The following is a 16815-nucleotide window of genomic DNA, read 5'->3' as shown; positions in this document are numbered from 1 at the left end:
CCCGTTGCGCGGGCAGTCTCACGCGTGCCCGTTGCGGGCGGTCTCGTCGCCGTCACGGCATGCTGAACTCATGGAGAGCTTCGTGCACTCGGGGACGGCCTTGCGATAGCTGAGGAGGTGGGCCGCGTCCGGTGCGGCGAGCGGCGGGGAGAAGATGGCCGCATCACGTCCGACATCAGCGGTCGTCAAGGCCGTTGCAGGTCACGGCATCGCGGAACTTTCCTTCTTCTACTTCGGCCTTCACGGACGTCGTGTATGCGCTCTTCGGGATGATCGAGATCTCAGCGGCTCCGGCGCTGTTGAGGTGGGGATCGTCGGCGCAGATCGCCACGACGATCCACTCTGTCGGATCCGACGTCGACAGGTTAAAGGACGCAGGCTCTCCTACGCGCGGGGACGAGTCCTGGATCAGGAACTCCGTATCCGTGGGGGCGGTTTCGTTCACCCAACTGAGGGACTTTCCCACGGCCTCACCGACCTCCACGGCGGGTGCACCAGAGCAGGCGGTTGCCGTCACCGCGAGAGTCATGGTGACGGCAACGGCAGCTGAGACTCGGGCTACAAGCCGCACGAGATCGCTGAGCGGTAAGGGTTGTAAGCGGTCAGTGTTCCGCTAGTCCCGACGATTTTCCAGATCACGCCTCCACCGACTCGGGGACGTATACCTTCCTTCTTCTGTACCTTGTACGTGTATCGGGTGCCCAGCGCGCGTGCTTTCCACGTCTGTCCGGCCTTGAGGGCCGGAGATGCGCATGCCACGGTGGTCGTCACGCTGTCTGCGGAGCTGATGTTCAAGCCCAGAGAGACATCACTTCGACTAGCGCCAAGGCTGACCCCGATGGTCCTCGTCACTGTCTTGCCGGTGGTGATCGTGCAGGTGCCGCCAGTCGACGTGATCTTGCAACTCGCGAACACACCGCCCGTGTAGTTGCTCTGAGATGTCTTATTGATGACGGCGTAGCGATAGGTGGCGGCATCAGCGGCTTGAGTCGTCGCCATCGTGAAAACGCCGACGCAAAGAATGCCGATGGCGAAGAGGACAGATCGGCGGCGGCCAGAGCGCGGATTGAGAGTGGACAAGAAGACCCCTTTGCCTCGTGTTCTTGGATATCGAGCGGCGAAGCCGACGGGCTTTGCCACGATTCTCTTGATCACATTAGATACACATATGAGGACGCAAGCAATATATATGAGGTCAGGTGCGTGATCGCCGACTCAACACCGTCGGGAACGCGGATGAGGCCCGCCTGGCGTCCTCGTCGTTCTCGCGTCAGTTCGAACCTCGCGTGTTCGCGGGACGAGACCGGCATCCTTGTGGTCGCAGCGAGCTGATGGTGTTGGACTGTGATCTACCCGGGTAGATCGCTCACTCAAACCCGCCGGTCAACCGTCCCCGCATCCGCTGACTGCTCTCGTTCATCCCGATGATCTCGACGCTCTTCCCGAGCGCCGTGTACTTCGTCTCGATCGCATCCAGCGCGGCGACGGTCGACGCATCCCAGATGTGCGATCCCGACAGGTCGACAACGACAGAATCCGGGTCCTCCGAGTACGAGAACAGCGTCGTCAGATCGTTGCTCGACGCGAAGAACAGCTCCCCGTTCACGACATACGTGACGGAATCCCCGGACTGCGAAACAGTCCGAGACACCGACACGAAGTGCGCGACCCTCCGCACGAACAGTACTGATGCGACCAGCACCCCACCGACAACGCCGATCGCGAGGTTGTGCGTCAGCAGCACGAGAACGACAGTCGCCACCATCACGAACGTCTCGCTCTTCGGCATCCGCTTGAGGGTCGACGGCTTGACGCTGTGCCAGTCGAAGGCTCCGATCGCGACCATGATCATCACCGCGACGAGGGCGGCCATGGGGATCGTGCTGACGAAGTCGCCGAACACGACGACGAGCAGGAACAGGAAGATGCCGGCGCAGAACGTCGAGATGCGGGTGCGGGCGCCCGAGGCCTTGACGCCGATCATGGTCTGGCCGATCACGGCGCATCCGCCCATGCCGCCGAAGGTTCCCGAGAGGATGTTCGCCACGCCCTGAGCCCACGACTCCCGCGTCTTGTTCGAGTGCGTGTCGGTGATCTCGTCGACGAGCTTCGCGGTGAGCAGCGACTCCATGAGCCCGACCAGCGCGACCCCGAGCGCGAACGGCGCGATGATCGTGAACGTTTCCCACGTCAGCGGCACATTCGGGATGAACAGTTCGGGCAGGCTCTTCGGCAGCTCGCCCTGATCGCCGACCGTCGGCACGGTGATCGCGAACGCCAGCACCACAGCCGTCACGATGACCACCGACACGAGCGGCGCCGGCACGACCTTGGTGATCTTCGGCATCACGATCATCACGACGATTCCCAGTGCGACCAGCGGATACACCATCCACGGCGCGTCGATCAGCTGCGGGAACTGCGAGCTGAACACGAAGATCGCCAGCGCGTTCACGAATCCGACCATGACACTGCGTGGGATGAACCGCATCAGCTTCGCGACACCCAGCACCCCGAGGATCACTTGGAAGACACCCGCGAGGATCACCGTCGCGATGAAGTAGTCCATCCCGTACGTCGGCGCGACCGGGGCGATCACGAGCGCGACGGCTCCGGTCGCCGCGGTCACCATCGCCGGACGCCCACCGAGGAACGCGATCGACACCGCCATGATGAACGACGAGAACAGCCCGACCTTCGGGTCGACACCGGCGATCACCGAGAACGCGATCGCCTCGGGAATCAGCGCGAGACCCACGACCAGACCCGCGAGCACTTCGCGCGTCAGCATCCGCGGGCTCTTCAGCGCTTGGAGGACGGTGGGATTCGCCCGATAGCGGGCACGATCGTCGACCGCAGTTGCAGACATGGGGATGCTCCAGAGAAGGTGCCCGGGGATGGGGCAGAACAGTTAAGGGTACGGCGGATGCTGCGGGCTGCCGTCCGTGTCGATCCCGACCACCCCTGTTCGGTGTCGGCGCCCGTGGATAGAGTGCGGTCATGGAACCCGTGCCCACCGACTTCTGGGGCGTCGTCGTGCCCTCGTGGTTGGGTGCGGTGGCCTCGATCGCGGCGTCGACCGTGGCGGTGATCGCGTTCATCAACAGCCTCTCGGCGAAGGGTGGAGTGCGGGAGATCGGGAAGGCGTTGAATCGCGAGCCGACAGAGCAGGGCGTGCGCACTCGCACTCTCAGCGCGGCGGCCACCGCGGCACCCGAGCCATGGAGCTTCGACGGCGACGGTCGCGTGGCGACCTTCCGTAACACCAGCGGGCAGGTTGTCACCGTGTCGAGCGTCTCTGCGACGGCCGGTGTCGAGGCGACGCTGCGTGATCAGTTCCCGCTCGACATTCCACCGGATGCGTCGTTCGATGTGCGTCTGCGTTCGACGCTGGGCGGGCCCGCCGTGCGGGGAGTCGTCCTCGAGTGGAGTCAGGGCGACGGAGAGCTGCTTTCGCGCACGTACTATCTGTAACCGCGGCGGGTGATGCGTCTCGTCTCGGGCAGAGGCGCGAGCCTCGGTCGACGATCCGTGCTGAGATGCGTCGGAGCAATCTGCACATCTAGAAGTGGTCTGCATTCGCAGATACCCAATCTTTTGAGCGAAAATGCCGTTCACTCTGCTCTCAGATTTTGCGCGCACGCCATCTCGGGCGGATACTCATCCCATCCGCGCCGACCGTCTCGGCCGGGGAATCGACATGCACAGCACCCCTGCTCTCGCTCCTGACACGACCATCGCCATCGTCGGCGCCGGCCGTCTCGGCGGCGTACTCGCGCGGGCCCTGCGCGCAGCGGGCTTCGTCGTCATCGGACCCCTGCGCCGCGAAGACCGAGCCCCGGATGCCGACATCGCACTGCTCTGCGTTCCGGATTCCGCCATCCCCGCAGTGGCCTTCGCCGTGCGACCGCACGCGCGGCTCGTCGCCCACGTCTCGGGTGCGACGCCCCTCACCGACGTCGACTTCAGCCTCCACCCGCTGCAGACCTTCACCGGAAAAGAGACGCCCGAGGTGTTCCGCGGCACCGGTGTCGCCGTCGACGGCCGCACACCCGAGGCGCTCAAAGTGGCCGAGCAGCTCGCCAGGGCGCTGGGCGCGAACGTGTTCCGCGTCGACGACGACCATCGCGCGGAGTATCACGCCGCCGCATCCTTCGCCTCGAACTTCGTGCTCACCGTGCTCGATGCGGCTGAACACCTCGCGAAGGACGCCGGAGTCGCCCGTGCCCACCTCGCACCGCTCGTGCGCCAGACGGTCGACAACTGGGTGGCATCCGGCGCAGCATCCGCTCTCACCGGGCCGATCGCGCGCGGCGACGAAGCCACCGTCGCGCGGCAGCGCGCAGCATCCGCCGAGTACCAAGACCTCTTCGACGCCCTCGCCGCCGCCACCCGCTCGGTCGCCGGGCGCGCGCCACATACGACCGCCGCCGATCACGTCGCCACCACCGAGGAGCCCGAGGCATGAGAATCCTCCGCACGATCGCCGAGGTGCGAGCCGCGGTCCGCGACGTCAAGGCAGCGGGCAAGTCCGTCGGACTCGTCCCCACGATGGGCGCCTTCCACGAGGGTCACCTCTCGCTCATGCGCGCCGCACGCGAGCAGAACGGACTCGTCGTCGTCTCGCTCTTCGTCAACCCGACCCAATTCGCCGCGAACGAAGACCTCAGCACCTACCCGCGCGACGAGGCCCGCGACGCCGCGCTCGCCGAGGCCGCGGGTGTCGACATCCTGTTCGCCCCCGAGCCCGCCGAGATCTACCCCGATGGCTTCGCCACGAACATCCACGTCACGGGCATCACCGAGGTGCTCGACGGCGCGAGCCGCGGACCCCACCACTTCGACGGCGTCGCCACCGTCGTCACCAAGCTGTTCGGCATCGTGCAGCCCGACGTCGCCTACTTCGGACAGAAGGATGCGCAGCAGGTGCTCGTCGTCCGCCGGGTCGTGCGCGACCTCGATCTCGACGTGCGCATCGAGGCCTGCCCCATCGTGCGCGAACCCGACGGCCTCGCCATGAGCTCGCGCAACGTCTACCTCGACGCGGATGCTCGCGCCCAGGCGACCGCGCTCAGCCGCGCCCTCGACGCCGCCGACGCGGCGCACCGATCGGGGGAGAGCATCCTGTCTGCAGCTCAGGCTGTTCTCGACGAGGCGGGGATCGCCGTTGAGTACCTGGAACTCCGGGATGCCGAGACCCTTCAGCCCGTGACGGCCGTCGAACGAGACGCACTGCTTCTCGTCGCCGCCCGCGTCGGCGCCGCCCGACTTATCGACAACCACCTGCTGAGAGGGGCCACCCGATGAGTGCCCACGCCGCCCCGTCCAAGCGCCTGACCCTGGGTGATCTGGCCGCGAAGAAGCAGTCGGGCGAGCCGATCGTCATGGTCACCGCGTACGACTTTCCGAGCGCGCAGATCGTCGAGGAGGCCGGCGTCGACATGGTGCTCGTCGGCGACTCGGCCGCGATGACCGTGCTCGGCTACGACAGCACCGTGCCCGTCACGATCGACGAGATGCTCATGCTCACGAAGGCCGTGCGCCGAGGACTCGAGAAGCCGCTGCTCGTCGGAGACCTGCCCTTCGGCTCGTATGAGGCGTCGGATGAGCTCGCGCTGGCGACCGCGCAGCGCTTCATCAAAGAGGCGGGCGTCGACCTCATCAAGATCGAGCGCGGCGGCACCACGGTCGACCGCGCCCGCGCGCTGGTGAATGCCGGCATCCCCGTGGTCGGACACGTCGGGCTGACCCCGCAGACCGCGACATCCCTCGGCGGATACCGCGCCCAGGGGCGCACAGCCGACGCCGCCCTCGCCGTGATCGACGACGCCCTCGCGCTGCAGGATGCCGGAGTCTCGGTGCTCGTGATCGAAGCCGTGCCGTCAGAGGTCACCGCCGCGCTCGCGCCTCTGTTGCGCATCCCGCTGATCGGCATCGGGGCAGGAGCGGATGCCGACGGCCAGGTGCTCGTCTTCCATGACCTGCTCGGCATCTACGCCGGCGGCGTCGCGAAGTTCGTCAAGCGTTATGCCGATGTGCGGGGAGTGTCGGTCGCCGGGGTGCAGGCGTATGCCGACGAGGTGCGCGACGGTGTGTATCCGGCGCCCGAGCACGGGTACGGGATGCCCGAGGCTGAGGCCGCGCGGCTGCGGGAGCTGCTCGCGGAGCGGTAGGCCGCGGCGGCGTCGGCATCTCTTCCGGCATCCGGCATCCGGCATCTGGCTTTGAGCCCAGGCAATTCCGGGATGCCGGACGGAGCACGCCAGACGGGTTTACGGTTCTCGGTGGGCTTGTGATCCGACGAGACGTCGAGATCATCGACTATCACTGAAGACAAGGGGCGACCATGAACGAACTCCCGCCGATCCATCCCGGCGAAGTGCTTATGCACGAGTTCATCGAGCCGCTCGAACTCACGCAGAATCGTGTCGCGGTCGCGCTGGGTGTGCCTCCGCGACGGATCAACGAGATCGTCCTCGGAAAGCGCCGGATCACCGCTGACACGGCGCTGCGACTGGCGCGCTACTTCAGCACGACCGCACAATTCTGGATCAACCTTCAGACGCAGTTCGATCTCGAAGTGGAGCGGGATGCGATCGCGGATGCTCTTGCGGTGATCCAGCCGTTGAAGACCGCCTGACATGCCTGACGCGGCGCATCGACCGCGGGAATCCGTGCGCTGACGAAGTCAATGTTCACAGGGAAGTCCGGAACCAGGGAGCCCGGACTTGTGAAGCGCGAATCTGCTTCCGAGGCGCATGCAGCCGCGAAGCCCACACCGGAATCGCCGCGCGCCGGGCCCGGCCCCTACTCCGCCCGGCGCACCCGCAGCACTAGCGCGACCAACGCGAGCACGATGACCACGACGCCGTATCCGACGCACACGGTTCCGAGCCCGAACACCCCGACCAGCGTTCCGGCCACCACGGCGGGCACTCCGAACGCGAGGTAGGCGAGCAGGTAGATCACGGCGAACGTGTCGGCGCGGTCGGTCGCGGGGATGCGCGGGGCGAGCGAGGCGACGACTCCCGAGAAGGCGGTGCCGAATCCCATGCCGGTGATCGCGGTCGCGGCGAGGTACAAGGGGAGTGACTCGGCCGAGAGGGCCCAGAGAGACAGGGCGGTTCCCGTCGCGAGCGCCGCGGTGCCGAAGATCACGGAGGTGCGCGGCATCCGGTTGCGGAAGATGAAGGCTGTGATCGCGCCGATTCCCGCGAGCATCGCGACCGCGAGTCCCTGCCAGACGTGCGCCTCGCCACCGAGCTCGGTGCGCACGATGTTCGCACCGAGTGAGAGGAAGAGGCCACCGGTCGCCCATCCGGCGATGATCGCCGGGGCGCCTCGCCAGAAGTCGGAGCTGATGCCGGCGGGTACCGACAGGCGGAAGCTCAGCGACGCCAGTGCTCCGGGTCGAAGCGGTGCGGTCTCGGGAGCGAGGAAGAAGAGCCCGGCGAGCACGACGTAGACGACGGTCAGCGGAGCGAACACGTCGAGCAGCGGCTGGCCGGTCACGTCGAGGGCGATGCCCGAGATCAGAGCGCCGAGGGCGAGGCCGATGCCGGGGCTGAGGGCGTTCCACAGCGCGGCGACCCGCGAGCGTCCTCCGGGAGCGAGGTCCAACGCTGCGGCCGACAGCGCGGCGATGAGCACACCACTCGCGGCTCCCTGCAGGATGCGCGCGAGCATGAGCGTCGCGACGCTGTCGGCATGCCAGAAGAGCAGCATGCTCGCGGCGAGCAGGAGGAGTCCGCCGATCGCGACCGGGCGGCGTCCGACGTGGTCGGAGAGCGACCCGGCGGTGAGCAGTGCGAGCAGCAGGGCGATCGCATAGACGGCGAACACGGCGCTGATGACGATCGCATCGAACCCGATCTCGGCCGCGAGCACCGGGTAGAACGGCGACGGCGCGCTCGCCCCCATCATCATCGCGATCTGCGTGACGATCGCGAGCGCGAAGCCGAAGCGCGGGCGGCGGATCGGCGCGGCCGTCTTGGTGGCGATCGGTGACGTGATGGTCATCTGTGCTCCCGCGGGGTGAGGTCTCGAACTCGTTGGGTTCGAGAATCATCGAACTATCGGAGCGTACTCGCCTTCCGGTGATTGTTCAACTATTCTCGAACTATGCCAGGCGACCTTCCGCACCCGGAGCGTTCCGAGATCCAGCTCACGGATGTGCTCTTCGCGCTCAGCGACCCCGAGCGCCTGGCGATCGCCCGCCAGCTCGCCGACGGTCCGCTCGACATGGCCGAGTGCCACGCGACCGACCCGAACCTCCCGAAGTCGACCAAGTCGCACTTCATGAAGGTGCTGCGCGAAGCGGGCGTCATCCGCAACGAACCCAACGGACGGCGACGGATGCTGACGCTCCGCCGCGACGAGCTCGACTCGCTTTTCCCGGGGCTGTTGGACTCGGTGCTGCGGGGATAGGTCGCCGAGACTCAGCGGAAGTACGACGCCCCGTTGAGGTCGAGCACAGTCCCCGACGCCCATACCGCGCCGGGCGACGTGAGGTACGCGACAGCATCCGCCACCTCTTCGGGCGTTCCCACGCGACCGAACGGACTCTGCCCGCGGATGCTGTCGCCCTGCTCTCCGTCGAGCTTTGCCGACTGGCGCTCGGTCGCGACCATCCCTGGCGCGACCGACGTGACCGAGATGCCATGGGGTGCGAGCACCAGCGCCATCGACTGGCCGAACGCCTGCAGTCCCGCCTTCGTTGCGGCGTATGCGGGGTGATCGGCCTCGCCGCGGAACGCACCGCGCGAGCCGACGTTGACGATCGCTCCGCCGGATCCGCGCTCGATCATGTGCTGCGCCACGAGCATCGTCACGTTCGACGCTCCGAGCAGGTTCACCGAGACCATCGCAGACCACGCGGCCTGCCACTCCGCGTACGACGTCGAATCGACGCGATGCTCGTTCGCCGCACTCGGCGCGACGGCTGCGTTGTTCACCAGGATGTCGAGCGACCCCAGGGCGGCGACGGCCTCCTCGACCACGCGCTGCGCCTCAGCGGGATCCCCCACGTCGCCGCCCACGAGAGCGTGCCCCGAACCCTCGAGCGAGGTGAGCGTCTCCTCAGCGGCGGCGCGATCCCGACCGAAGTGCACGACGACCCGGTCGCCGCGTCGAGCGAAGGCCTGAGCGACGGCGCGACCGATGCCGCGAGAGCTGCCCGTGATCAGTGCATGCGCCATCTCAGGAGGCGACCTGCACGCGCCCGATCGTGCGCACCGGCGGCTCGATCTCGGCCCACACCGAGTCGAGCGAGAGATGCAGCACGCCCGCGATCGCCGCGATGGTCGAGAAGGCGGGAGTCGCCACGCGACCCGACTCGATCTTGCGCAGAGTCTCGGGCGAGACCCCCGCATCGAGGGCGACGCTCAGCATCGACCGTTCACCACGCGCTCGCCGCAGCAGGGCGCCCAGGCGCTCGCCGCGTTCGACCTCGGCAGGGGTGAGGGGCATGCGAACCATCATGTGCCGATTCTAATACCGGGATAGTATTACCGGGATAGTTATTGGAACGGCAGTACGCCGGATGCGGAGAGCACCATGATCGAGATTCTCACGAACGACGAACTGGCCCGGGCGAGGGATGCCGGGGCGCTCGTCGGCAGCATCCTGCAGTCATTGAAAGAGCGCACGACCGTCGGGGTGAACCTGCTCGACCTCGACCGCTGGACGAAGAAGATGATCGAGGATGCCGGAGCCGAGTCCTGCTACGTCGACTACGCCCCGTCGTTCGGCCGCGGGCCCTTCGGCCACTATGTCTGCACAGCTGTGAACGACGCCGTGCTGCACGGAATGCCGCACGACTACGCCCTCGCCGACGGAGACCTGCTGACCCTCGACCTCGCCGTCACGCTGCGAGGGATCTCAGCCGATGCGGCGATCAGCTTCGTGGTCGGGGAGACCGCGTCATCCGCCGATCTCGCGATGATCGACGCGACCGAACGTGCGCTCGCCGCCGGTATCGCGGCAGCGCGCCCTGGAGCCCGCATCGGCGACATCTCACATGCGATCGGCACCGTGCTGACCGCCGCGGGCTACCCGATCAACCTCGAGTTCGGTGGCCACGGCATCGGCTCGACGATGCACCAGGATCCGCACGTCGCCAACGACGGACGCCCCGGCCGTGGCTACACACTGCGCCCCGGCCTGCTCCTCGCCCTCGAACCGTGGGTCATGGCCGACACGGACGAGCTCATCACCGACGACGACGGATGGACACTGCGCAGTGCGACCGCGTGCCGCACGGCCCACACCGAGCACACGATCGCAATCACGGAGGACGGCGCGGAGGTGCTCACGCTCGCACGCTGAAGACGAGCCGGCATCCGGCGACGTCGAGCGCGAGCTGAGGACGAGCCAGCATCGGGCTACTTCGTGCGCGACCGGCTCCGCATCCGACGAACTGCGCGCCCGGCTACGTCTTTCAACCGCCCGCCGGGCCACTGGCGACGCAGCTCGACCGCGCCGCCGCGCCCCGCGACCGGCGTGCAGGTGCGGCCCGCGAGTAACGGCGAGCGGCCGGCGGCGGCGAGCGTCGCGGCATCCGCGGTGAGGGGAACGTCGAACGTCCACCCCGCCCGCCGCACGGTGACGAACAGCGTCGCGCCGCGCGATTCGTCGTCGGGACCGAACACCTTCAGCGGGTCGATCGCGACGGGGATCGCCCCGAGGTTGCGCGGATGCACGCTCGCCACCCGGCGTTCGACTCCCGCGGCCTTGTCTCGCAGCACCAGCTCGACCCGGTCGTTCGCAAGTTCGCGCCCGGCTTCGAGCAGCCCCGTGGGCAGGCCGTCCATCGCCACGGGCAGCGAGGTCAGGATCCCCGTTCCCGGCTCGATGACCAGAGCATCCTTGCCATCGCGCGTGATCGACACGGCGACCGTCAGGTACAGCCCACCACCGCGCGACCATCGCGCCGACGTGACCGTCGCGCGACAGGTGGTCTCGAGCTCGAACCGCGCGAACGTCACCAGGTCGGTGCGCCGGTCGGCACGCAGGAGCGCTGCGCGGATCCGGTTCGGGAACGAGAGGCCGCCGTCGACACCGGGCCCGAAGCGTCGCCGAGCGAGCGGGCCGACCACCCCGAGCAGGCGCTCGCGATACTCGTCGGGGTACCCCACGAACTTCTTGCCCGTCAGGCGCTTGAGGATCTTGCCGCGGAACCAGTGCCGCAGCAGTCGATCGCGCAGCCGCCCCGGCTCGGTGTACCGCTCGACGAGGTCGAGCACCGCTTCGAGATGAGGGAAGTACGACTCGGGGTCGATCCGCGACGAGCTCGCGCTGCCGGCGTGCTTGACCCACGCGTAGCAGGGCTGGCTGGCGAGGATCGAGATCGTCGAGGCTTCGAAGTACGCCCGCATGACGAACAGGTGATCCTCGAGGCGCACCTTGCCGTCGGGGAAGCGGATGCGGTTCTCGCGCAGGAACGACGTGCGGAACATCTTGTGCGGCGTGAGCATCTCGAGCAGGGGATCCTCGCCGAGCACGGCGCGCGGCACGTCACGGCGGAAGATCCGCTTCGGCAGCGGGCGTCCGATGCCGACCTCCTTGCCCACCACGACGTCGGAGCCGTTCCTGTCGGCATAGTCGCACAGCGCTTCGAGGGCGCCGTCATACAGCCAGTCGTCCTGGTCGACGAACTGGATGTACGTTCCCCGAGCCTCGTCGATCCCGTGGTTGCGGGGCGTGCCCGGCCATCCCGAGTGCGGCAGGTACGCCACGCGGATGTAGTCGCGATCGCGCGCGACCTCGACCAGCCGTGCGGCCGTCTGCTCACCGGATCCGTCATCGCACAGCAGAACCTCGAAGCGCGAGTGATCCAGCGTCTGAGAGTCGAGCGACGCGATGAGCTCGTCGAATGCCGGCCCCGGTCTGAACACGGGAACGACCACGCTCACCCGGATGGAGGTGGACGCAGGCTGAACGGCAGACGAATTCGACATCACCGGCAGTCAAACACTGCGACCTGTGTGGCGCACAGGGCTTGCGCTCAGGAATGGGGCGTGCAATCCGAACGAGAACTCCCACCCGCCACACAGCCTTAACGATATATCGTTGAGTATCGCTCACCACTTCCGGGAGGTCATCATGAACAACGCATTCCCCTCGAACCCGTTCGGCGGATCCGGCTTCGGCTCGGGCCAGGGCGGACCCGCATCGGCGATCTTCGACGCCATGGATCAGCTCCGCAAGTCCTTCGAGAAGTCGTTCGAGCAGCGCCCCAGCGGCGGCTCTCGCATGGCGAAGGGCGACGTCCGCGCCGCGGTGCTCTCGCTCCTCGCCGAGAAGCCGATGCACGGCTACCAGATCATCAACGAGATCGCTGATCGCAGTGGCGGCTCGTGGAAGCCGAGCGCCGGCTCGGTCTACCCGACGCTGCAGCTCCTCGCCGACGAGGGCCTGATCGAGGCCGAGGAGCAGGGCGGTCGCAAGACCTACTCGCTCACCGAGGCAGGTCGCGCGGTCGCATCCGAGCACACCGAGAACCCGGCACCCTGGGAGTCGCAGTCGAAGGGCGAGGGCTCGCACGACAACCCCCGCTACAGCGCACTGCCCAAGGCCGGAGTCGATCTCGCGTCGGCAGCCGCGGCCGTAGGTCGCAGCGGCAGCACCGAGCAGGTGCAGCAGGCGGTCGAGATCCTCGACGACGCCCGCCGTAGGCTGTACTCGATCCTCGCTCAGGACTGATCGCACACGACCCAGGGACGACACATGACGGATGCTGCGGCGCAGGGCGCCCATCGTGCCCGGTACCGCCGCATCCTCTCTTTCGCGGCGCGTGAATTCCTCAAGATCTGGTGGTTCGAGCTCGTCCTGCCGAAGTTCGGGCTGAGCTCGGTCTCGGAGCGCACCCGCGCCCCTCGGATGCAGCGCTTCGCGAAGCGGTTCCACGTGCTCGCCGTCGAGCTCGGCGGGCTCATGATCAAGGTCGGGCAGTTCATGTCGTCGCGCCTCGACGTGCTCCCGCCCGAGATCACGAAAGAGCTCGAGGGTCTGCAGGACGAGGTGCCGGCGGTGCCGTTCGCCGGCATCCGCTCAGCCGCCGAGGCAGAACTCGGGATGCCGCTGGAGCAGGCGTATGCCTGGTTCGACGAGACACCGGTCGCGGCCGCATCCCTGGGTCAGGCGCATCGCGCCCGTCTCTCGGCCCAGGATGCCGTCGACACCGGACTCGCGAACGTCGTCGTCAAGGTGCAGCGCCCCGGCATCGACGAGATCGTCGCGGTCGACCTCGCGGCCCTCCGCCGCGTGGCTCGCTGGCTGACGCGTGTGCGCCTGGTCGCCGACCGCGTCGACGCCCCCGGGCTCGTCGAGGAGTTCGCGCAGACGAGCCTCGAAGAGATCGACTACCTGCACGAGGCGGCCAGCGCCGAGCGGTTCCGCGAGAACTTCGCCGGCGACGCCCGCGTCGACGCCCCCGAGATCGTCTGGGAGCGCTCGACCCGTCGAGTGCTCACGCTGTCGGATGTCACGGCGATCAAGATCAACGACACGGATGCTCTGCGCGCAGCGGGCATCGATCCGGCCGAGGTCGCCGACGTGTTCGCCGAGGTCATGTTCGACCAGGTGTTCACGCACAGCTTCGTGCACGCCGACCCGCACCCCGGCAACATCTTCGTGACGCCGGAGCCGGCATCCACCACCGGCCGGAACTTCCGCCTCACCTTTATCGACTTCGGCATGATGGCCGAGGTCCCGGCGAACCTCCGTGACGGTCTGCGCACCCTGCTCATCGCGGTCGCCGGCCGCGACAGCAAGGGGCTCGTCGCCGCTGCGCAGGAGATCGGCGTGCTGCTTCCCTCGGCCGACACCGCCGAGCTCGAACGGGCGCTCCGTGCGCTGTTCGCCCGCTTCGGCGGCATGGGCTTCGCCGAGCTGAGCAAGGTCGACCCGCGGGAGTTCGCAGACTTCGCCGACGAGTTCGGCGACATGGTGCGCTCGCTGCCGCTGCAGCTCCCCGAGAACATGCTGCTGCTGATCCGCGCGGTGTCGTTGACCTCCGGCATGTGCTCGAGCCTCGACCCGACCTTCAACGTGTGGGATGCCGCCGAGCCCTACGCCGGGCGACTGCTGCGTGACGAGTCGGGCAACCTCATGCAGGAGATGGCCCAGCAGGCCATGGAGACCGCGGCCGTCACGTACCGCCTTCCCAAGCGGATCGACGCGATCATCACCCGCGTCGACGACGGCAACGTCACGTTCGACACGTCGCGTCTCGAGCGTCGCCTCGACCGGCTCGAGGGCATCGCCCGCCGCATCGGCTCCGGAGTCCTGTTCGCCGCGATGCTCGTCGGCGGAGCGCTGCTCGTGCCCTCCCTGCCGCCGCTCGGCATCACCCTCCTGTGCGTCTCGGCCCTGCCCCTGCTGCACGCGATCTTCGGCGGGCGCCGCCAGCGCTGAGGCTCTCGCTCCGCCGTGTGCGGGATCGATCGCGGCTCCGGCTGCAGTATGCCGGCATGGGAGAATGGGTTCTCATGGACACTCCGGACGATAAGACGCCCCCGAGGAACGACGCTCCGAAGACCACCACCGCTGCAGTCCGGCAGGCCGCGAAGGCCACCGAGACCGCCCAGAAGATCGTCCGTGACATCGCCGCCGTGCCGCCGCGCGGCGTGCATCCGGCGCTCGTTCCCGGCGTCGCGGTCGAAGAGACCGGCCGCACCTATCGCACCGACCCGCTCGTCTTCGGCATCGCCGTCGCGCTGACCGTCGCGTTCATCGCGTGGGGCGTGTTCGCGGGCGACAACCTCTCGGGCACCACCTCGACCGTGCTCGCGTGGGTGGTGGAGTACTTCGGCTTCTTCTTCACGACGATCGCCACCGTCATCCTCGTCTTCATGCTGTTCATCGGCTTCAGCCGCTACGGACGCATCCCCCTCGGCCGCGACGACGAAGAGCCCGAGTTCTCGATGTTCTCGTGGATCTCGATGCTGTTCGCCGCCGGCATGGGCATCGGTCTCGTCTTCTGGGGCGCCGCCGAGCCGCTCACCTTCTTCGAGAACCCGCCGCCCGGCACGGTCGAGGCCGACACGCTCGACGCGATGCACACCGCGCAGGCGCAGGTGCTCTACCACTGGGGTCCGCAGGCCTGGGCGTTCTACGCGCTCGTCGGTGGCGCGATCGCCTACGGCGCGTTCCGCCGAGGTCGCACCCCGCTCATCTCGTCGATCTTCGCCCCGCTGCTCGGCGAGGGCCGCACGACCGGACCCCTCGGCCGCACGATCGACGTCTTCTCGATCATCGTGACCCTCTTCGGTACCGCCGCTTCGCTCGGCCTGGGCGCCCTGCAGATCGGCCACGGCGTCGAGATCGTCAGCGGCATCGGCGAGCTCGGCAACGGCGTGCTCATCGCCGCGATCGCCGTGCTCACCGCCTGCTTCATCGCCTCCGCCGTCTCGGGTGTCTCGAAGGGCATCCGCGCACTGTCGAACATCAACGCGGTCGTGGCCCTGCTGCTCGCGTTCTTCGTGTTCTTCGTGGGACCGACGCTGCTGATCCTCAACGTCATCCCCTCGGTCGCGGTGCAGTTCCTCGGCGACCTGCCCGAGATGGTCGCCCGCTCAGCCTCGCAGGGCGACGAGGCGCAGATGTTCCTCTCGAGCTGGACGATCTTCTACTGGGCCTGGTGGATCTCGTGGTCGCCGTTCGTCGGCATGTTCATCGCCAAGATCTCGCGCGGCCGCACGCTGCGCCAGTTCGTGTCGGTCGTCATCGTCGTGCCCGCCGTCATCTCGCTCATCTGGTTCGCGATCTTCGGCACCACGGCGATCCAGCAGCAGATGGACGGCGCGAACCTCACGGTCGATCCGCCCGAAGAGGTGCTGTTCGGAGTGCTCGAGAACCTGCCGTTCCCGCTGATCACCAGCATCGTGCTGATCCTGCTGATCGCGATCTTCTTCATCACCGGAGCGGACTCCGCATCGCTCGTCATGGGCACGCTGTCGCAGCAGGGGCGTCCAGAGCCGTCTCGGTGGGTCGCGGTCGTCTGGGGTGTGCTGGTCGGTGTCATCGCCGCGGTGCTGCTGGTGACCGGTGAGGAGGGCAGCGGTCTCAAGTCGCTGCAGAACGTGACCATCATCGCCGCGCTGCCGTTCGCGGTGATCATGACGTTCATGATGATCGCGTTCATGAAGGATCTCCGGCGCGACCCCCTGATCCTGCGCGACCGGTATGCCCGCATGGCCGTGCGCCACAGCGTCATGGCCGGCCTCGAGGAGTACGGCGACGACTTCGCGCTCGTGCCCGTCGAGTACGACCACTCCGAGGACGACCTCGCGTGGATCGACGAGGCCGACGTCGACGACAGCCTCGCCGAGGTCTACGCGACCGCGACCGAGGCCATCGACATCATCCCGGATGCCGGGGCGACCGACGGGGCGGATGCCGGGGCTGGCGCGGATGCGGATGCGGATGCGGACGCATCCGGCCTCGCCGAGCGGCCCTCCTGACGCCGGGTACGTGACTGACCCCGCATCGCGCTTCGGACCGGTGCGGGGTCAAAAACGCATTCGAATCGCCCGTTTCCGGTGCGAAACTGACCACGCATGCCGCGGAGGATGCGTGACTGACCCCGTACGCCGGCGTCGGACCGGTGCGGGGTCAAAAACGCATCCGGATCGCCCGTTTCGGGTGCGAAATTGACCATGCATGCCGCGGAGGGTGCGTGACTGACCCCGTACGTCGGCGTCGGACCGGTGCGGGGTCAAAAACGCATCCGAATCGCCCGTTTCCGGTGCGAAACTGACCACGCACAGGGTTCCGGTGCGAAATTGACCCCGGCTGGAACTTCGGATGCGGAAT

Annotated in this window: 18 protein-coding genes; 10 read left to right on the top strand and 8 right to left on the bottom strand. The window is 67.6% G+C overall.

Features of this window, described 5'->3' with window-relative positions:
- Positions 1–18 precede the first annotated feature (18 nt).
- The 4 genes from ACTJKH_RS10600 to ACTJKH_RS10585 form a co-directional block, all read right to left on the bottom strand.
- Positions 19–189 (bottom strand): hypothetical protein, encoded by a 171-nt coding sequence (locus ACTJKH_RS10600; RefSeq protein WP_440736866.1) that lies wholly within the window; start codon positions 187–189, stop codon positions 19–21.
- The gene (locus tag ACTJKH_RS10595) at positions 176–529 is read right to left on the bottom strand and encodes a hypothetical protein (RefSeq protein WP_440736865.1); all 354 of its coding nucleotides are present in this window, start codon (positions 527–529) and stop codon (positions 176–178) included. The genes ACTJKH_RS10600 and ACTJKH_RS10595 overlap by 14 nt, the downstream gene beginning before the upstream one ends.
- Before the next feature lie 29 nt (positions 530–558).
- Positions 559–1080: a hypothetical protein gene (locus tag ACTJKH_RS10590; protein ID WP_440736864.1), complete on the bottom strand. Its 522-nt coding sequence runs from the start codon at positions 1078–1080 to the stop codon at positions 559–561.
- Between the two features lie 286 nt (positions 1081–1366).
- On the bottom strand, positions 1367–2869 hold the full coding sequence (locus ACTJKH_RS10585) for a SulP family inorganic anion transporter (protein ID WP_440736863.1): 1503 nt from the start codon (positions 2867–2869) through the stop codon (positions 1367–1369).
- Between the two features lie 131 nt (positions 2870–3000).
- Here ACTJKH_RS10585 and ACTJKH_RS10580 point away from each other — a divergent pair, with 131 nt between their 5' ends.
- The 5 genes from ACTJKH_RS10580 to ACTJKH_RS10560 all read left to right on the top strand — a co-directional run bounded on the left by ACTJKH_RS10580 (position 3001) and on the right by ACTJKH_RS10560 (position 6640).
- The gene (locus ACTJKH_RS10580) at positions 3001–3474 is read left to right on the top strand and encodes a hypothetical protein (RefSeq protein ID WP_440736862.1); all 474 of its coding nucleotides are present in this window, start codon (positions 3001–3003) and stop codon (positions 3472–3474) included.
- A gap of 226 nt (positions 3475–3700) precedes the next feature.
- The gene (locus ACTJKH_RS10575) at positions 3701–4468 is read left to right on the top strand and encodes a Rossmann-like and DUF2520 domain-containing protein (RefSeq protein ID WP_440736861.1); all 768 of its coding nucleotides are present in this window, start codon (positions 3701–3703) and stop codon (positions 4466–4468) included.
- The gene (panC, locus tag ACTJKH_RS10570) at positions 4465–5307 is read left to right on the top strand and encodes a pantoate--beta-alanine ligase (RefSeq protein ID WP_440736860.1); all 843 of its coding nucleotides are present in this window, start codon (positions 4465–4467) and stop codon (positions 5305–5307) included. The genes ACTJKH_RS10575 and panC overlap by 4 nt, the downstream gene beginning before the upstream one ends.
- Positions 5304–6173: a 3-methyl-2-oxobutanoate hydroxymethyltransferase gene (gene panB, locus ACTJKH_RS10565; protein WP_440736859.1), complete on the top strand. Its 870-nt coding sequence runs from the start codon at positions 5304–5306 to the stop codon at positions 6171–6173. The genes panC and panB overlap by 4 nt, the downstream gene beginning before the upstream one ends.
- Positions 6174–6346: 173 nt before the next feature.
- Complete coding sequence (locus tag ACTJKH_RS10560) at positions 6347–6640, top strand: HigA family addiction module antitoxin (RefSeq protein WP_210096679.1); 294 nt, start codon at positions 6347–6349, stop codon at positions 6638–6640.
- Between the two features lie 167 nt (positions 6641–6807).
- Here ACTJKH_RS10560 and ACTJKH_RS10555 read toward each other — a convergent pair whose 3' ends face one another.
- Positions 6808–8019: an MFS transporter gene (locus ACTJKH_RS10555; protein WP_440736858.1), complete on the bottom strand. Its 1212-nt coding sequence runs from the start codon at positions 8017–8019 to the stop codon at positions 6808–6810.
- Between the two features lie 102 nt (positions 8020–8121).
- On the opposite strand from ACTJKH_RS10555, the gene ACTJKH_RS10550 reads away from it, so the two are divergent.
- Positions 8122–8427 carry an ArsR/SmtB family transcription factor gene (locus ACTJKH_RS10550; protein ID WP_210096681.1) on the top strand — a complete coding sequence of 102 codons (306 nt, stop codon included), beginning with the start codon at positions 8122–8124 and terminating at the stop codon, positions 8425–8427.
- 11 nt (positions 8428–8438) lie between these two features.
- Here the strand turns inward: ACTJKH_RS10550 and ACTJKH_RS10545 are convergent, their stop codons facing one another.
- Positions 8439–9197, bottom strand: a complete 759-nt coding sequence (locus ACTJKH_RS10545) for an SDR family NAD(P)-dependent oxidoreductase (protein ID WP_440736857.1) — start codon at positions 9195–9197, stop codon at positions 8439–8441.
- 1 nt (position 9198) lies between these two features.
- Positions 9199–9477: a helix-turn-helix domain-containing protein gene (locus ACTJKH_RS10540; RefSeq protein ID WP_056512766.1), complete on the bottom strand. Its 279-nt coding sequence runs from the start codon at positions 9475–9477 to the stop codon at positions 9199–9201.
- Positions 9478–9555: 78 nt separating this feature from the next.
- On the opposite strand from ACTJKH_RS10540, the gene map reads away from it, so the two are divergent.
- Positions 9556–10326, top strand: coding sequence for a type I methionyl aminopeptidase (gene map / locus ACTJKH_RS10535; RefSeq protein WP_440736856.1), 771 nt, complete (start codon positions 9556–9558; stop codon positions 10324–10326).
- Between the two features lie 56 nt (positions 10327–10382).
- Here map and ACTJKH_RS10530 read toward each other — a convergent pair whose 3' ends face one another.
- Complete coding sequence (locus ACTJKH_RS10530; RefSeq protein WP_440736855.1) at positions 10383–11957, bottom strand: glycosyltransferase family 2 protein; 1575 nt, start codon at positions 11955–11957, stop codon at positions 10383–10385.
- 145 nt (positions 11958–12102) lie between these two features.
- On the opposite strand from ACTJKH_RS10530, the gene ACTJKH_RS10525 reads away from it, so the two are divergent.
- The 3 genes from ACTJKH_RS10525 (at position 12103) to ACTJKH_RS10515 (ending at position 16463) form a co-directional block, all read left to right on the top strand.
- The gene (locus ACTJKH_RS10525; protein WP_210096685.1) at positions 12103–12702 is read left to right on the top strand and encodes a PadR family transcriptional regulator; all 600 of its coding nucleotides are present in this window, start codon (positions 12103–12105) and stop codon (positions 12700–12702) included.
- A 24-nt stretch (positions 12703–12726) separates the two neighbouring features.
- On the top strand, positions 12727–14415 hold the full coding sequence (locus tag ACTJKH_RS10520; RefSeq protein ID WP_440736854.1) for an ABC1 kinase family protein: 1689 nt from the start codon (positions 12727–12729) through the stop codon (positions 14413–14415).
- A gap of 74 nt (positions 14416–14489) precedes the next feature.
- Entirely contained in the window at positions 14490–16463 is a 1974-nt protein-coding gene (locus ACTJKH_RS10515; RefSeq protein ID WP_440736853.1) for a BCCT family transporter, read from the top strand.
- Positions 16464–16815: the final 352 nt, after the last annotated feature.

The sequence above is a fragment of the Microbacterium sp. 22215 genome, assembly GCF_052045655.1.
GTDB lineage: Bacteria > Actinomycetota > Actinomycetes > Actinomycetales > Microbacteriaceae > Microbacterium > Microbacterium phyllosphaerae.
This window is presented reverse-complemented; position numbering and strand designations above follow the sequence as displayed.

What these genes read in the sequence shown, in the direction of transcription:
- ACTJKH_RS10595 (WP_440736865.1), bottom strand. Translation starts at nt 529, where the DNA reads ATGACTCTCGCGGTGACGGCAACCGCCTGCTCTGGTGCACCCGCCGTG.
- ACTJKH_RS10585 (WP_440736863.1), bottom strand. Translation starts at nt 2,869, where the DNA reads ATGTCTGCAACTGCGGTCGACGATCGTGCCCGCTATCGGGCGAATCCC.
- ACTJKH_RS10580 (WP_440736862.1), top strand. Translation starts at nt 3,001, where the DNA reads ATGGAACCCGTGCCCACCGACTTCTGGGGCGTCGTCGTGCCCTCGTGG.
- ACTJKH_RS10575 (WP_440736861.1), top strand. Translation starts at nt 3,701, where the DNA reads ATGCACAGCACCCCTGCTCTCGCTCCTGACACGACCATCGCCATCGTC.
- panC (WP_440736860.1), top strand. Translation starts at nt 4,465, where the DNA reads ATGAGAATCCTCCGCACGATCGCCGAGGTGCGAGCCGCGGTCCGCGAC.
- panB (WP_440736859.1), top strand. Translation starts at nt 5,304, where the DNA reads ATGAGTGCCCACGCCGCCCCGTCCAAGCGCCTGACCCTGGGTGATCTG.
- ACTJKH_RS10560 (WP_210096679.1), top strand. Translation starts at nt 6,347, where the DNA reads ATGAACGAACTCCCGCCGATCCATCCCGGCGAAGTGCTTATGCACGAG.
- ACTJKH_RS10555 (WP_440736858.1), bottom strand. Translation starts at nt 8,019, where the DNA reads ATGACCATCACGTCACCGATCGCCACCAAGACGGCCGCGCCGATCCGC.
- ACTJKH_RS10550 (WP_210096681.1), top strand. Translation starts at nt 8,122, where the DNA reads ATGCCAGGCGACCTTCCGCACCCGGAGCGTTCCGAGATCCAGCTCACG.
- ACTJKH_RS10545 (WP_440736857.1), bottom strand. Translation starts at nt 9,197, where the DNA reads ATGGCGCATGCACTGATCACGGGCAGCTCTCGCGGCATCGGTCGCGCC.
- ACTJKH_RS10540 (WP_056512766.1), bottom strand. Translation starts at nt 9,477, where the DNA reads ATGGTTCGCATGCCCCTCACCCCTGCCGAGGTCGAACGCGGCGAGCGC.
- map (WP_440736856.1), top strand. Translation starts at nt 9,556, where the DNA reads ATGATCGAGATTCTCACGAACGACGAACTGGCCCGGGCGAGGGATGCC.
- ACTJKH_RS10530 (WP_440736855.1), bottom strand. Translation starts at nt 11,957, where the DNA reads ATGTCGAATTCGTCTGCCGTTCAGCCTGCGTCCACCTCCATCCGGGTG.
- ACTJKH_RS10525 (WP_210096685.1), top strand. Translation starts at nt 12,103, where the DNA reads ATGAACAACGCATTCCCCTCGAACCCGTTCGGCGGATCCGGCTTCGGC.
- ACTJKH_RS10520 (WP_440736854.1), top strand. Translation starts at nt 12,727, where the DNA reads ATGACGGATGCTGCGGCGCAGGGCGCCCATCGTGCCCGGTACCGCCGC.
- ACTJKH_RS10515 (WP_440736853.1), top strand. Translation starts at nt 14,490, where the DNA reads ATGGACACTCCGGACGATAAGACGCCCCCGAGGAACGACGCTCCGAAG.